This window comes from Paenibacillus riograndensis SBR5 (genome assembly GCF_000981585.1).
Taxonomy (GTDB): Bacteria; Bacillota; Bacilli; order Paenibacillales; family Paenibacillaceae; genus Paenibacillus_AQ; species Paenibacillus_AQ riograndensis.
Genome location: NZ_LN831776.1, coordinates 1,686,463 through 1,700,811 on the forward strand (window position 1 = coordinate 1,686,463; position 14,349 = coordinate 1,700,811).

Annotated in this window: 14 protein-coding genes; 10 read left to right on the top strand and 4 right to left on the bottom strand. The window is 50.5% G+C overall.

Features of this window, described 5'->3' with window-relative positions:
* Positions 1 to 9: 9 nt before the first annotated feature.
* Positions 10 to 654, bottom strand: a complete 645-nt coding sequence (locus tag PRIO_RS07335; RefSeq protein ID WP_020428324.1) for a hypothetical protein — start codon at positions 652 to 654, stop codon at positions 10 to 12.
* A gap of 411 nt (positions 655 to 1,065) precedes the next feature.
* Between PRIO_RS07335 and tkt the strand changes: the two genes are divergently transcribed.
* From tkt to PRIO_RS07355, 4 genes are all read left to right on the top strand, one after another.
* On the top strand, positions 1,066 to 3,114 hold the full coding sequence (gene tkt, locus PRIO_RS07340; RefSeq protein ID WP_020428323.1) for a transketolase: 2,049 nt from the start codon (positions 1,066 to 1,068) through the stop codon (positions 3,112 to 3,114).
* Positions 3,115 to 3,148: 34 nt separating this feature from the next.
* Positions 3,149 to 3,466 carry a pyrimidine/purine nucleoside phosphorylase gene (gene ppnP / locus PRIO_RS07345; protein ID WP_046501682.1) on the top strand — a complete coding sequence of 106 codons (318 nt, stop codon included), beginning with the start codon at positions 3,149 to 3,151 and terminating at the stop codon, positions 3,464 to 3,466.
* A 295-nt stretch (positions 3,467 to 3,761) separates the two neighbouring features.
* Positions 3,762 to 5,243, top strand: coding sequence for a M14 family metallopeptidase (locus tag PRIO_RS07350; protein ID WP_167345591.1), 1,482 nt, complete (start codon positions 3,762 to 3,764; stop codon positions 5,241 to 5,243).
* Between the two features lie 302 nt (positions 5,244 to 5,545).
* Positions 5,546 to 6,367: an alpha/beta fold hydrolase gene (locus PRIO_RS07355; protein ID WP_020428320.1), complete on the top strand. Its 822-nt coding sequence runs from the start codon at positions 5,546 to 5,548 to the stop codon at positions 6,365 to 6,367.
* Between the two features lie 20 nt (positions 6,368 to 6,387).
* On the opposite strand, the gene PRIO_RS07360 is transcribed toward PRIO_RS07355, so the two are convergent.
* Positions 6,388 to 6,870 (bottom strand): GNAT family N-acetyltransferase, encoded by a 483-nt coding sequence (locus PRIO_RS07360; RefSeq protein WP_020428319.1) that lies wholly within the window; start codon positions 6,868 to 6,870, stop codon positions 6,388 to 6,390.
* Positions 6,871 to 7,053: 183 nt separating this feature from the next.
* Complete coding sequence (locus PRIO_RS07365; RefSeq protein WP_020428318.1) at positions 7,054 to 7,956, bottom strand: NAD(P)-dependent oxidoreductase; 903 nt, start codon at positions 7,954 to 7,956, stop codon at positions 7,054 to 7,056.
* A gap of 249 nt (positions 7,957 to 8,205) precedes the next feature.
* On the opposite strand from PRIO_RS07365, the gene PRIO_RS07370 reads away from it, so the two are divergent.
* The 3 genes from PRIO_RS07370 (at position 8,206) to PRIO_RS07380 (ending at position 10,906) form a co-directional block, all read left to right on the top strand.
* Entirely contained in the window at positions 8,206 to 9,561 is a 1,356-nt protein-coding gene (locus PRIO_RS07370) for a glucose-6-phosphate isomerase (RefSeq protein WP_020428317.1), read from the top strand.
* Positions 9,562 to 9,688: 127 nt separating this feature from the next.
* Positions 9,689 to 10,321 (top strand): YigZ family protein, encoded by a 633-nt coding sequence (locus PRIO_RS07375; protein ID WP_039788078.1) that lies wholly within the window; start codon positions 9,689 to 9,691, stop codon positions 10,319 to 10,321.
* A 3-nt stretch (positions 10,322 to 10,324) separates the two neighbouring features.
* A complete protein-coding gene (locus PRIO_RS07380) occupies positions 10,325 to 10,906 on the top strand; it encodes a TetR/AcrR family transcriptional regulator (RefSeq protein WP_020428315.1) in 582 nt (193 codons plus the stop codon).
* A 172-nt stretch (positions 10,907 to 11,078) separates the two neighbouring features.
* On the opposite strand, the gene PRIO_RS07385 is transcribed toward PRIO_RS07380, so the two are convergent.
* The gene (locus tag PRIO_RS07385; protein ID WP_020428314.1) at positions 11,079 to 11,480 is read right to left on the bottom strand and encodes a secondary thiamine-phosphate synthase enzyme YjbQ; all 402 of its coding nucleotides are present in this window, start codon (positions 11,478 to 11,480) and stop codon (positions 11,079 to 11,081) included.
* A 186-nt stretch (positions 11,481 to 11,666) separates the two neighbouring features.
* Here PRIO_RS07385 and cysT point away from each other — a divergent pair, with 186 nt between their 5' ends.
* The 3 genes from cysT to PRIO_RS07400 are packed head-to-tail and all read left to right on the top strand — an operon-like array spanning position 11,667 to position 14,339.
* Positions 11,667 to 12,482: a sulfate ABC transporter permease subunit CysT gene (gene cysT, locus PRIO_RS07390; RefSeq protein WP_039788072.1), complete on the top strand. Its 816-nt coding sequence runs from the start codon at positions 11,667 to 11,669 to the stop codon at positions 12,480 to 12,482.
* Positions 12,479 to 13,276: a sulfate ABC transporter permease subunit gene (locus tag PRIO_RS07395; protein WP_020428312.1), complete on the top strand. Its 798-nt coding sequence runs from the start codon at positions 12,479 to 12,481 to the stop codon at positions 13,274 to 13,276. Before cysT ends, PRIO_RS07395 begins: the two co-directional genes overlap by 4 nt.
* A gap of 1 nt (position 13,277) precedes the next feature.
* Entirely contained in the window at positions 13,278 to 14,339 is a 1,062-nt protein-coding gene (locus tag PRIO_RS07400; protein ID WP_020428311.1) for a sulfate/molybdate ABC transporter ATP-binding protein, read from the top strand.
* The last annotated feature ends 10 nt before the right edge of the window (positions 14,340 to 14,349 follow it).

Genomic DNA, 14,349 nt, shown 5'->3' on the forward strand with positions numbered 1-14,349 from the left:
GGAGGGGCTTTAGACGACTCCCTCTACCCGCTCTTCCTGCAGCCGCATCATTCGTGACGCAACAGAGGCAGGAGCTGCAGATCCCGAATTATGTAGACCAGAAGTATGGGCTGTCTTTCCGTGCACTCTGCGCATGTAATAGGAGAGCTTGCCGCTGAAGATTTTATGCGCGCGCAGCGAAGAGGCGAAATCTTCGGGTGTTACGAAGCAGGAGGGCTTGGCAACGGGATGAACCGCAGATTTTTCGAATACAGAAGCGACAAAATGGGAGCAGAAATAGGCATCTTCCCGGTTGATTTCCACATTGAGCAGAACACCGATTAAGCCTAGCAGATGGTATTTGTAGCGGTCCTGCTGCTCCATCATGCCTTTCACGTGGTTGTACATCTTCTCATATTCTGTTTTGCTCACACTGAGCTGATAGATTGCGCAGTCCGCACTGTTGTAAAAAGGGTGCACAAAATCCTCGCGGATCAGCCCTGCGGCAAAGGGGTTATATGCTTTTTTCCGTCCAAAGCTGTACACCTCACTCAGCTCCCTGTCAAAAGCAATCGAAGCGTGATTAAGTTCAGCTCTGGTAAACCATTTAATAATTCCGCTAAAAGCAGTGCCCGTTCCGGTAAGCACAACATAGATATTTCGGTTTGCATTCATCTTTGAGATCCCTTTCTGCTGGAAATAGTGTTGTCCGGTTAATCGCTTGCTTAAGTAATTCCATCTTACTGTATATTCCAGCGTTGTAAAACAAACTTTAGTCTTATTCAGTTACTGGACCAAAGGCTAAGTCGGAAACTGGTCCTATGCACGTTGCAGGGATTATCAATGGGTTATGGATGAGTCAGGTACAGTTCAAAGTACAGCGCTTTCATTATTTCTATCATACTCTACATTTGCTGAAGCGGCTTTTTATTTTCATAGGAAGAAAATAAATGAATAGATTAGGCTGAACCCGCAAAAAATAAGCTGTTCAAACATAGGGTCTGTAAAAACAATTGGAATTGCTTCCACATTAGTGTTACAATAATAGTCAAAATGACATTCTTGATTACGAGGAGGATTATTTTCATGACTGAACAGGCAAAAGAACAAGCAATCCATAAAGAAGAAAACTCCACTGTGGATAACCTGGCCATCACGACGATCCGCACGCTTGCCATTGACGCGATTGAAAAAGCAAATTCCGGTCATCCGGGAATGCCGATGGGTTCAGCTCCAATGGGGTATCAGCTGTTTGCGAAGACTATGAATCATAATCCGGAGCACCCGACTTGGGTTAACCGTGACCGTTTTGTGCTGTCCGCAGGACACGGTTCCATGCTGCTGTACAGCCTGCTGCACCTTAGCGGCTATGATCTGCCAATGGAGGAGCTGAAGCAATTCCGCCAATGGGGAAGCCTGACACCGGGACATCCGGAGTTCGGTCATACTGCAGGTGTTGATGCAACTACAGGTCCGCTTGGACAAGGTATCGGTATGGCCGTAGGGATGGCGATGGCTGAAGCCCAGCTTGGCGCTACTTACAATAAAGGCGATCATAATGTAATTGACCACTATACGTACGCAATCTGCGGCGACGGCGATTTGATGGAAGGGATTTCCTCCGAGTCTGCTTCGCTTGCCGGTCATTTGAAGCTGGGCAAACTGATTGTGCTCTACGATTCCAATGATATTTCGCTGGACGGCAAGCTGAACCTGGCGTTCTCCGAAAATGTAGCCAAACGTTTTGAAGCTTACGGCTGGCAAGTTCTGCGTGTGGAAGACGGCAACGACCTTCCGGCAATCAGCCAGGCGATTAGCGAGGCGCAGGCCGAGAGCGGCAAACCAACCTTGATCGAAGTGAAGACCGTCATCGGCTACGGCAGCCCGAACAAGCAAGGTAAAGGCGGCCACGGCGGTACTCACGGTTCCCCGCTGGGAGCAGAAGAAGCGAAGCTGACGAAGGATTTCTACAAATGGGTATACGAAGAGAATTTCTATGTGCCGGATGAAGTCCGTGTACGTTTTGCTGAAGTGAAGGAAAAAGGTATTGCAGCCAACAAAGCATGGGATGAGAAATTCGCTGCTTACAAAAAAGCATACCCTGAGCTTGCGGCTCAACTGGAAAGAGCGCTGAACGGCGAGCTTCCTGAAGGCTGGGATGCTAACCTTCCGTTCTACAAAGCTGAAGACAAAGCGGTTTCCACACGTGTTGCTTCCGGTAATGCTCTGAACGGGCTAACGGCTGGTGTTCCGCAGCTGGTGGGCGGTTCCGCCGACCTCGAAAGCTCGACAATGACCCATCTGAACGGTCTTGACCAATTCACTCCGGATTCCTACGGTGGCCGCAATATCTATTTCGGCGTCCGCGAGTTCGGTATGGCTGCGGCGATGAACGGGATTGCCCTGCACAGCGGCCTTAAGGTATTTGGCGGCACCTTCTTCGTATTCACCGACTACCTCCGTCCGGCGGTTCGTCTGGCTTCGATTATGAAACTGCCGGTAACTTACGTGCTGACGCATGACAGTATCGCTGTCGGTGAAGACGGTCCTACCCATGAACCGATTGAGCAGCTTGCATCCCTGCGCATCATTCCGGGTCTGACGGTTATCCGTCCGGCTGACGGCAATGAAACTTCTGCAGCCTGGGCATATGCGATGGAAAATACATCAAATCCGGTAGCGCTGGTGCTTACCCGCCAAAACCTGCCGATCCTGCAAGGCACCGTGGACGGAGTACGCGACAACATCAAACGCGGCGGTTATGTGATTTCCGATTCCAAGAACGGAACACCACAGGCACAGATTATCGCAACAGGCTCTGAGGTTCAATTGGCCGTAAAAGCACAGGCCGCTCTTGCCGAAGAAGGCATCGATGTCCGTGTCATCAGCTTGCCGAGCTGGGATCTGTTCGAGAAGCAGGATAAAGCTTACCGTGATTCCGTTATCCTCCCTGAGGTCAAAGCCCGTCTGGCTATCGAAATGGCGCAGACCTTCGGCTGGGAACGTTACACTGGTGATCAGGGCGATATTCTTGGCATTACAACCTTCGGTGCTTCTGCACCTGGCGATACGGTAATCAAAGAATACGGCTTTACCGTAGAAAATGTAGTCAGCCGCGTCAAAGCCCTGCTATAATAGACGGATTAAGGACAAAGGGGAGAATGAGCAGATGAGTCAGTTCACCAACGCGACAATTCAAAAAGCAGCTAATATTTATTACGATGGAAAAGTTACCAGCCGCACGGTTACTTTGCAGGATAGCACTAAGGTGACGCTTGGCATCATGCTGCCTGGAGTATATGAGTTTGGTACGGAAGGTCCCGAGACGATGGAAATTCTGTCCGGCGAGCTGAAAGTACTGCTTCCCGGTACAGATGTCTGGAAAGAAATCAAAGGCACAGATACCTTTCACGTTCCCGGCAACTCCAAGTTTGCGCTGGAAGTATTTGCATTAACTGATTATTGCTGTTCTTACCCGGTTTTGTAATTGAATCTTTAGGATGATATGATGTCCCGGCGGCTTTGGCTGCTGGGACACTTTTTTTGATCACATAGATGAATCTACCAATTATTAATATTGACGGCTTAAGTTACGTTCTCATATACTTCCACTAGCTACTAGAGAGATTAACACGTCTCAGGCAGATTGAATGGGGGATGGGAATGTGGTAAGGTTACGCTTTTGCAAGGAAATACATAAGGTTACGATTGTTTTTTTCAGTTTTATATTACTAGGTTCATTATTCATCATTACAGGATCAGTACAGGCAGCGGCAAACATTGTGAACCCCAATCAGGTATATTCCTATACTGTGATGCAAAGGGATATTGAAAGATTAGTGAAGGAATATCCTGATCTGGTATCTACAGAATCGCTGGGACAAACTGCTTATGGACGGCAGCTGTGGGCGGTGAAGCTAGGCCGGGGAGAATCCGTGCTGTTTCTTAACGGGTCGCATCATGCCAGAGAATGGATGACAAGTGCGTTGCTGATGAAAATGATCGATACATATGCCCAAGCCTATTACAGCAATGGAAAAATTGCGGATTATAACGTACGAAGCTTATTGGACGAAGTCAGCATCTGGGTCGTTCCGATGGTAAACCCGGATGGTGTTACTTTATCCCAGCAGGGTACAGCGGGGCTGCCGGTGAATCTGGCCCAAACGCTGCGCCGGTATAACGGAAACAGCACTAATTTTAACCGCTGGAAAGCAAATATGCAGGGAATTGACCTTAACCGCCAATATCCGGCGAGATGGACTACGATTCAGGATGCGGTCAAGTATCCCTGGTATCAGAACTACAAAGGACAGAAGCCGGGGCAAGCTCCTGAAGTGCAGATGATGATGGATTTTACACATAAAGTTGATCCGGAAGTTACAATTTCCTACCATAGCTCCGGGGAAATCATATTTTGGCACTTCAATACTTTGAACAGCAATCTGGCCCGTGATAAAACCATGGCCCGGGCCCTTGGCAACCTGACGGGATACTCTCTGGTGATTCCACAGAAGAATCCTTCAGGCGGCGGTTATAAAGACTGGTTCATTCAGGAGTATGGCCGTCCCGGGTTTACGATTGAAATTGCTAATTATGCCGGTGAGAGCAGTGTTCCATTAAGGCAGTTTAGCGGAATCTGGTCTGAGAATAAGGAAGTTGGGCTTTATTCTGCGCTGCAGTCCTATTCGTTATGGCTGGGGAAACAGAAGATCCAATATCTGCAGCAAACCATGAGCCTGCTGGCAGGAACGGAACTCTATACTAAAATCGGGGCTGCAGCCGGCGGGACCACTCTACAGCCGCAAAATCTTCAGGTTATTGCACGGAAGGGCGACTGGTATCAGGTACAAGCAGATAAAGGGCCGGGATGGATTCATCCCTCACCGGGAAAACTGGCAATCATCGAGGAGACTATGGCAACTGCTGAATTGAAAGTGAGCGCACCCGCTTATAAATATCCGGATGCCTTCTCTCCTAAGGTAACCGTTCTTACTCCGCAAACCGTCCAGGTATCGGGAAGATGGGGAACCTGGCTGTTAGCTTCGACCTCAGGCGGGCAGTGGTGGATTGACGGGCGAAAGGCAGAACTCAAATGGCCGGTAAAAGAGGAAGCTGCACAAAATACAACAACAGATGCCGATACAACGCATGCCGATACAACCGATGCTGATACAGCGGGAGCTGATACAACGGGTGCTGATACATCGGCCGATGTTGAGCAGCCCGGGCAAACACCGCCAGCTGCTGCAACTACTCCATAAACCGCAAACAATTTCATAATGGATGTATCTCTAGAGTCCTGCTATTAGCGGGCTCTTTTTGTTTTAATGTATACAATATATGCTGAGCGCTGCATTGCATCCTTCCATTTCTTGCTGAAAGGGGACCCGCTATCTTTGGAGGAACATGAAGCCGCGTTTAATTGTTATGCATGTATGTGTACTTGCCAGTCAAACCGAAATTTGTTATTCTGTAATAAGAACATATGTTTGTGATTGTGGAAAATATTATTTCTTTCAATTGTTTTGGTCCTAATATTTCAGATGTGCGTAGGAGTGAGATCATGCTGTATTCGGATAACTACATAACGTTTAACTATGAAGAGGCCGGAGAGGGCAAGCCGATGCTGATCCTTCACGGTAACGGCCCGGATCACCGGATGATGATGAGCTGTATGGAACCTCTATTCTCCAGTCAAGACCAATATAGGCGGATCTACGTTGATTTGCCTGGGATGGGAATGTCACCTGCCGCAGAATGGATCCGTTCTTCGGATGATATGCTGCGTGCGGTCAAGATGATGATTGAAGCGTTAATACCCAATGAACGTTTTCTTCTTGTGGGCCAATCTTACGGCGGCTATTTGGCAAGAGGACTGCTGGGAGAATATGCGGAGCTAATCGATGGCTTGTTTCTGCTCTGTCCCTGTGTAATTGCTGAATCCTCCAAAAGGGAGCTTCCGCCGCACCAGGTGATGGTCCAGGATGCTGAATTGCTGAAAGAGCTGAGTGCAGCGGACAGGGAGGAATTCATCTCCATTGCAGTTGTGCAGGATAGAACTGTATGGGAGCGGTTCAGCCGTGAGATACTATGCGGCCTCCAACTGGCGGATGAAGCCTTCATGGAGCGGATAAAAGCGGACGGTGGCTATCCCTTCAGCTTTGAGGCAGATGCTATTGCTCCCTTTGAGAAGCCAAGTCTGATCATAACAGGAAGGCAAGATTCAATGACAGGATATAAGGATGTCTGGAAGCTATTGGATTTCTTGCCGCACGCGACGTTTGCAGTTCTGGACCGTGCCGGTCATAATCTGCATCTGGAGCAAGAGGAGCTGTTTAAGGCTATGGCAAAAGAATGGCTCTCAAGAGTAAGCAATGAGACCTGAACATCAGCTAAGTCGGAACATCAGTCTGAATGCTGCGCCGTTCGTTCATATTGAATAAGCGTTATGCCGCTTTCCTCGATTTGAACTTCAGCGGTCTGCACAAAGCCCAGCTTCTTATAGAAGTAGTGGTTCCTGACCGCCCAGGATGGGGTGTCCAGTGTCCATTTATGCGCGTTAGGGAAAGTGCTGAATAAGAAATGAAAGACATCCTGGCCAAAGCCCCGGTTCTGATGCAGCGGGTCAATAAAGATTCGGCCCAGATGATATTCCTGTCCATCCGGTGAAGGGAAAACTATCATTCCGCCGATGATGTGCCCATCAGCAATCAGCTTGTAGTACAGGCCTTTTTCCATCATTTCACTCTGCCACGAACTGGAGCTGTATCCTGGAGGCCCGTCTTCTTCTTTGTTCTGGAACCGGCGCGCATCTTCATCGAAGGTTCTTTTTTGGATTTCCGCCAACAGGTCAGCATCCTGGGGTTCGGCTATAAGAATGGACAGCATGTAATGGTCCTCCTTGGTGTTTTAGGTAAATTTCCATTTGTTGTTCTGGTGAAGGTAAATGGCCGAAGCATCCGGTTGGGCAGATCAACCGCTGCGGCTTCTGCAGCAGAAGACGCAGCCTACACTGCGGCTGCGTCCGATTTCACTTTGCTTGGGTTTTAACTTAGACGGGGGTTCGGGAGCCTACTCCTTGGCTGCGTCCCCGCCGATCTTCTGGCCAATCCATTCCTCATAGGATTTGACCACTGCAGACAGATCCTCATCCCCATAGCCGTGGTTGTACCCGGCCTGGAACATGCTTTTGGCCACACCAAGCATGGGGGAAGGCACGCCTGCGGAGTCGCTGAGCGAGGAGGCCAGCTTGAGGTCCTTCAGCATCAGCGCAAGGGAGAACTGGTTGCTGAAATCATTGTCTATGATCTTCTGGCCTTTCAGTTCGGCTTGTTTGCTGCCAGCCGACCCGTTCTTCACCAGCTCCAGGAACTTGTCTGCGGGCACGCCCGACTTCACGGCGATGGAGAAGCCTTCGGCGAGCGCGACATTATGAATGCCGACCATGGCGTTGTGGGCCAGCTTAGCGACAGCGCCGCTGCCGTTGCCGCCCATATGAAGGAGCAGCCTGCCCATGGAGTCGAAGATATCACGGTGCTGATCTATGACCCCGGCGCTGCCGCCAACCATGAACACCAGCGTGCCTTCGATGGCCGCAGGTTTGCTGCCGGTTACCGGCGCATCCAGGAAACTGCCGCCCCGCTCCTCCACGGCTGCGGCAATTTCCTTGGCCAAGCCGGGGGAAATCGTGCTGGAATCCACAACCGTTGTCCCCGGCTTAAGGACAGCCAGGATGCCGCCGGTGCCGTAGAACACTTCACGGATGGAATCATCGTTGCTGATCATGGTAATAATAACATCCTTGCCTTCGGCGGCATGTTGCGGTGTTGCAGCCACCCGGGCACCCTCTGCTCTCAGAGGTTCACTTCTGCTTGCTGTCCGGTTGTACACGGTAACCTCAAATCCGCTGCGCAGCAGGTTGGAAGCCATAGGTGCCCCCATCGTTCCGAGTCCGATAAAGCCGATCTGTTTCATTCCGTTTCCACCTTCGCTCTTTGAAATTGCGTGCTTTTATATATTCTATCACGGCACCCTGGCTTGTTCCACAAAACGGTCCATTGTGCGGTGCAGCAAGCGTTTCCACGAAACTTCCGAAAACATGGTTCAAAAGCCCGGGATGTGCCTAATGACCTTGCCAGTCAAGGCAAATTAAAGTATCCTAATTATAAAGTTGTAACAAACGGTGTCAAATCCAAAGAGATAAACAGGAGGTAACCATTACCGATGTCCAAGAAGATTAATTTTGACTACACCAAAGCTCTCTCCTTCTTCAGCCAGCATGAGATTGACTACTTTGCCGCTCCGGTGAAGCTGGCCCACGAGCAGCTTCATAACAAGAGCGGAGCAGGCTCCGACTACCTGGGCTGGATCGATCTGCCTAAGGCTTATGACAAGGAAGAGTTCGCCCGGATCCAGCAGGCGGCCAAGAAGATTCAGAGCGATTCCGATGTGCTTATCGTTATCGGTATCGGCGGCTCTTATCTGGGTGCGCGTGCAGCAATTGAGGCGCTCTCGCATTCCTTCTACAACAACCTTTCCAAGGACAAACGCAAAACACCGGAAGTTTATTTTGCAGGGAACAACATCAGCTCTACATATATCACACACCTGCTTGACCTTGTAGAAGGCAAAGACTTCTCCGTGAACGTCATTTCCAAATCCGGTACAACTACTGAACCGGCTATCGCTTTCCGTATCTTCCGCGCAGCGCTGGAGAAGAAATATGGCAAAGAAGAGGCACGCAAGCGTATCTACGCTACCACCGACAAGGAAAAAGGCGCACTCAAGAAGCTTGCCAATGAAGAAGGCTATGAGTCGTTCATTATCCCTGACGATGTAGGCGGACGCTACTCGGTGTTGACACCGGTAGGACTTCTGCCGATCGCTGTAGCGGGAATCAACATTGAAGAAATGATGCAAGGGGCCGCAGCCGCAGCGGATGAGTTCAACAACCCGGATGTGGCTACCAACCAGAGCTATCAATATGCAGCTGTCCGCAATGCCTTGTACCGCAAGGGCAAAACAACAGAAATCCTCGTTAACTACGAGCCTTCCCTGCACTTTGTATCCGAATGGTGGAAGCAATTGTACGGCGAAAGCGAAGGCAAGGATTTCAAGGGCATCTATCCATCCTCCGTTGACTTCTCTACGGATCTGCACTCCATGGGCCAATTCATTCAAGAGGGGAACCGCAACATTTTTGAAACGGTGATCCAGGTTGAAAAGGTCCAGCATGAAATTTCGATCGAGAATGATCCGGATGATCTGGACGGCCTGAACTTCCTGACCGGCAAAACCATGGATTTTGTCAACAAAAAAGCGTTCCAGGGCACAATGCTGGCCCACACAGACGGACAAGTTCCGAACCTGATTGTGACCATCCCGGATCAGACGCCTTATACCTTCGGGTACCTGGTGTACTTCTTTGAAAAAGCCTGCGGTATCAGCGGATACCTGCTGGGCGTCAACCCATTCGACCAACCGGGTGTAGAAGCATACAAGAAGAACATGTTCGCCCTGCTCGGCAAACCGGGCTACGAGAAACAAAAGGCAGAGCTCGAAGCCAGACTTACCGAATAACATTGCCGGACACCGCAGATCATTCATACTAGTATAGCCACCAGGGAGCAGACCAGAGGTAATCCATACCATGGCCTGCTCCTAATATATATCATGATATTATTTGGATGTAAGGAATGGAATAATGATGCTGGAACAATACCGGACGGTGCGCTCTCCCGGTTCCCGGGAAGTCGTAATCCGTAAGTCACGCTTCATCGGCCACGTAATGCCGGTGGAGACCGAAGAAGAAGCGGTGCAATTTATCGAGAACATCAAGAAGCAGCATTGGAATGCCACACATAACTGCTCTGCATATATGATTGGCGAGCGGGACGAGATCCAGAGACAGTCGGATGACGGGGAGCCGAGTGGAACGGCCGGTAAACCGATTTTGGAGGTAATTCGCAGCCAAAACGTTAAAAATGTCGCAATTGTTGTTACCCGTTATTTCGGAGGCATTATGCTGGGCGCAGGCGGATTAATCCGGGCCTATACGGACGGCGCTGTCCTGGCACTCGAAGCTGGAGAAGTAATCACCCGTGTGCTGAGGCGTGAGGTATTTGTGGAAATTGACTATACCTGGCTGGGCAAGGTTGAGAATGAGCTTAGAGGAAGAGGCATACAGACTGGTGAAACTTTGTTTACGGATAAAGTTACGCTGCTGTGTCTGCCGCGCAATGATGAGGGAGACGCATTTATGGCATGGATAACGGATCTTACCCAGGGGCAAGCGCTGGTTACAGAAGGGCGGCGGCTTTACTACAGCGAAGGGGAATAAGATATGGCAAGAAGAGCAGTCGAGCAGGAGTTGTCGAGGGAAAGAATTTTGGAAGCGGCCAGGCATTTGTTCATTACCAAAGGATACCGGGCCATATCGATGCGCAGCATTGGCCAGCATCTGGGGTACAGCCATGGGTCGCTCTATTATCATTTCAAAGAGAAGGCGGAGCTATTCTACGCCATTGTTGTCGAGGATTTCAATCATGTCGCCACATTGCTGAATCAGGTTATGCATACGCCGCCTGAACCGGGAATGACGCGGGTGGAACAGCTGATTCTGGAATTTATCCGGTTTGGACTGGATCATCCTTATCAGTACGAGATTATGTTCATGATCCGCGACGAAGAGCTTCTGGCTTATTGCCGTGCGGAACAGGGCCGATGTTTTGAGTTATTCGCAAGCATTGTGCGTTCGCACATGAAAGAAGAGGGTTATGTATCCGAGGACTGGCAGAGCATACCGCTCACCTTGTTCTTGTCCGCACACGGTTTTATTTCTTATTATATTCAGGATAAAGTATCGTTCGAGGATGTCAGACAGGCAGCTGTTATGCATGTCAAGGTATTAAGCCGCAGTTTATAGACGCTGTGTTTTTTTTAACATTTCTCGGTTTAGCGCGTTGCATTGGTATAACTTTGAATGGTGAAAGTGTGAAGAGATTTATCCTTGTTATAAAAGACGGCCCCGCAAGAAGTGGCCGTCTTTTTGCTGCAGCAAGGGCTATGTTATAGAAGCGGCACGTGAGTACGTAAGTTTAGCCTTCTATAATCTTCAGATAACATTGCCGGCGTCTCGGCCCGTCAAATTCGCAGAAGTAAATGCCCTGCCAGCGGCCCAGCAGCAGTGCGCCCTCATGGATGATGATGCTCTGGGAGGGGCCGACAGTGATGGATTTCAGGTGAGAAGCCGTATTGCCTTCCGCGTGGCGGTATTTGGGATGCTCCCAAGGATAAACCTCGTCAAGCCGCATCAGCACATCATGTTTGACGTCCGGGTCAGCATTTTCATTAATAGCTATTCCCGCAGTGGTGTGCGGGCAGTATACAATGATGATGCCATTCTGAACACCGCTTTTTTTGACATAGGAAATGACTTCTCTGGTGATGTCCCGCAGCTCATCCCGTTTGCTGGTACTGATCTCCATGGTGTGCAGCATAATGTTATCCCCTCTCTTTACAATAAATATACTATAGTTTACCCCAAATCGAACGAAAGTAATTGACGAGCGCAAGCGGCATTTGGTAAAGTAGTGATAACTTTAAACCAAGTATATTAATAGGAATAATTATGGCTGTAAAGGCGAGTATACCGACCGGTAAGCCGGAGGTGGGGGGATTTGTTCTTGAATACGCTGCTTAGACACAAGGGCTGGACCTGGGGATTCCGCACGACTATTCTGCTGTATTTTGTGGTATTGATTGTTCTGCCGATCCTGGGGGTCTACTACAACTCGTTTTCGCTTGGCTTCAGTAATTTTGCCGAAAGTATCAGTGATCCGATAGCCTGGAAGTCTGTATTGCTGACGCTAAAATTAGCGGTTATGGCTACGGTCATTAATGTGCTGCTTGGGACGATGATTGCCTGGGTGCTGATCCGCTATCAATTTCCCGGGAAGGCGCTGCTGAACAGTCTTGTTGATTTGCCCTTTGCGCTGCCGACGGCAGTTGGGGGGCTGATGATTCTGCTGCTGCTGGGTCCAGGCAGTCTGATTGGCGGCATGGCGGAAGCCCTGGGATTTGAAATTGTATTTCACCAGCCGGCGATTGTGATTGCCATGGTTTTTGTCACCTTTCCCTTTGTGATCCGCGCGGTGCAGCCGCTGCTGGAGGAGCTGGACGCTTCGGAGGAAGAAGCAGCTTATACGATGGGAGCCACGCGCAGCCGCGTGTTCCGGCAGGTCATTCTGCCTTCCATGGCTCCTGGAATGATCGGCGGCGGCATGCTGGCCTTCTCCCGGGCGCTTGCCGAATTCGGAGCTGTTGTACTCGTAGCGGGCAATATTCCGGGACGTACGCTGGTATCCTCCGTGTTCATTTTCGGTGAAGTGGAAAGTGACAATCCGGTCGGAGCTGCGGCGGTATCCGTCATTCTCTTAACCTTGTCCTTCCTTATTCTCTGGCTTATTAACCTTCTGCAGATGAGGGGGAGAAGAGCATGAGAAAGCTGTGGATCGGACTTACTTATCTTGTATTTTTCCTGCTGATTGCTGCACCTCTCGGAAAAATGACGATCGGCGCCTTCAGCGAAGGCTTCGACGGCTTCTGGAATGCACTGACCCGGCCGGAGGCGCTGCACGCACTGATGATGACAGGGTTCGTCGTTGTGGTGGTAACACTGCTCAATACGCTGTTCGGCATTATGATGGCTTTGTATCTGGTAAGGGCAAGCTGGCTGGGCAGCCGGGTCAAGGGGCTTCTGAACAGTATCGTCGATCTGCCCTATGCGGTGTCGCCGGTAATCGGTGGCCTGATGATTGTGCTGCTGCTTGGTCCGGAAAGTGCGCTGGGTGCAGTGTTTGAACAAATTGGGCTGAAAATTGTATATGCTTTTCCGGGAATGGTAATTGCCACACTCTTCGTGACCTTCCCTTTGATGGTGCGCGAGATCATGCCGGTGCTTCAGGAGATCGGCTCGCAACAGGAGGAGGCCGCTTCAACGCTCGGTGCGTATGGCTGGACCACCTTTTGGAAGGTAACCTGGCCCTCCATCCGCTGGGCTGTCATTTACGGTGTGATTCTGACGGTTGCGCGCTCGCTGGGTGAATTCGGTGCGGTGCTGGTCGTTTCGGGCAATATCATGAACAAGACCCAGACCGCGACCACGCTGGTCTATCAGGATGTCGAGAACTTCAATGTAACGGCTGCGGGCGGTATAGCGCTGGTGCTGGCCGCATTCTCCGCGGGTCTGCTGCTGCTTATGGAATGGAGCAAAAGAAGAAAGGAAGTGCATTAATATGCATGTGGAGGTCCGGGGACTCAATAAGCATTTCGGAGATTTTCACGCGGTGAAGGACGTCAATTTCGGCATTACCAAAGGCCATCTGATTGGGCTGCTCGGTCCAAGCGGCGGGGGCAAAACCTCAATTCTGCGCATGCTGGCGGGACTGGAGACGCCGGACAGCGGCGAGATTGTTTTTCATGGCAGGACGGTCAATAATCTTCCTCCCCAGGAGCGCGAGATCGGCTTTGTGTTCCAGAACTATGCGCTGTTCAAGCATATGACGGTGTATGAGAATATTGCGTTTGGCCTGAAGGTGAAAAAAGCAAACAAACACACCATCCAGAACCGCGTGGCCGAGCTGGTGGAGCTTACGGGTCTCAAGGGTTTTGAAAAACGTTACCCGCATCAGCTCTCAGGCGGTCAGCGCCAGCGTGTTGCCTTTGCCCGGGCGCTTGCGCCTGAGCCGCAGCTGCTGCTGCTGGATGAACCGTTCGCAGCCATTGACGCCAAGATCCGCCAGGAGCTGCGTTCGTGGCTGCGTGAGCTGATTGAGCGTGTCGGCATCACCTCCATTTTCGTAACCCACGACCAGGATGAAGCGATTGAGGTAGCGGATGAGATCATGATTATTAATCAGGGCCGGCTGGAGCAGAAGGGCACGCCTTGGGACATCTATAAAGAGCCGAAGACGCCGTTTGTGGCGACCTTTATCGGGGAGTCTACCCTGATCGAGAGCGCCGCAGAGCTGAAGGGCTTCCACAACACCGGAGGTAAGCCGACTAAGGCGCTAATCCGTCCGGAATATATCGAAGTAGGCCACCTGAATGAATTCAAAATGGCTTCGGCTACGGAGCAAGGCATCGTGAAGCATTTGCATTTCCGCGGCAGCGAATGGCTGGTTGAGGTGGAAGTGAACGGCCATAAGCTGGTCACCTATCGCTCGCTGGAAAAAGAAACCCTGACCCCGGGCCAGGAAATCGCGGTGCTTGTCCACCGTGCTTATCTTTTCAACGACGAGCGGAGCTGGATTCAAGAGAACGGGTTGAAGGAAGACCCAATGCCTGTGTTTATCTAACTAAAGGATG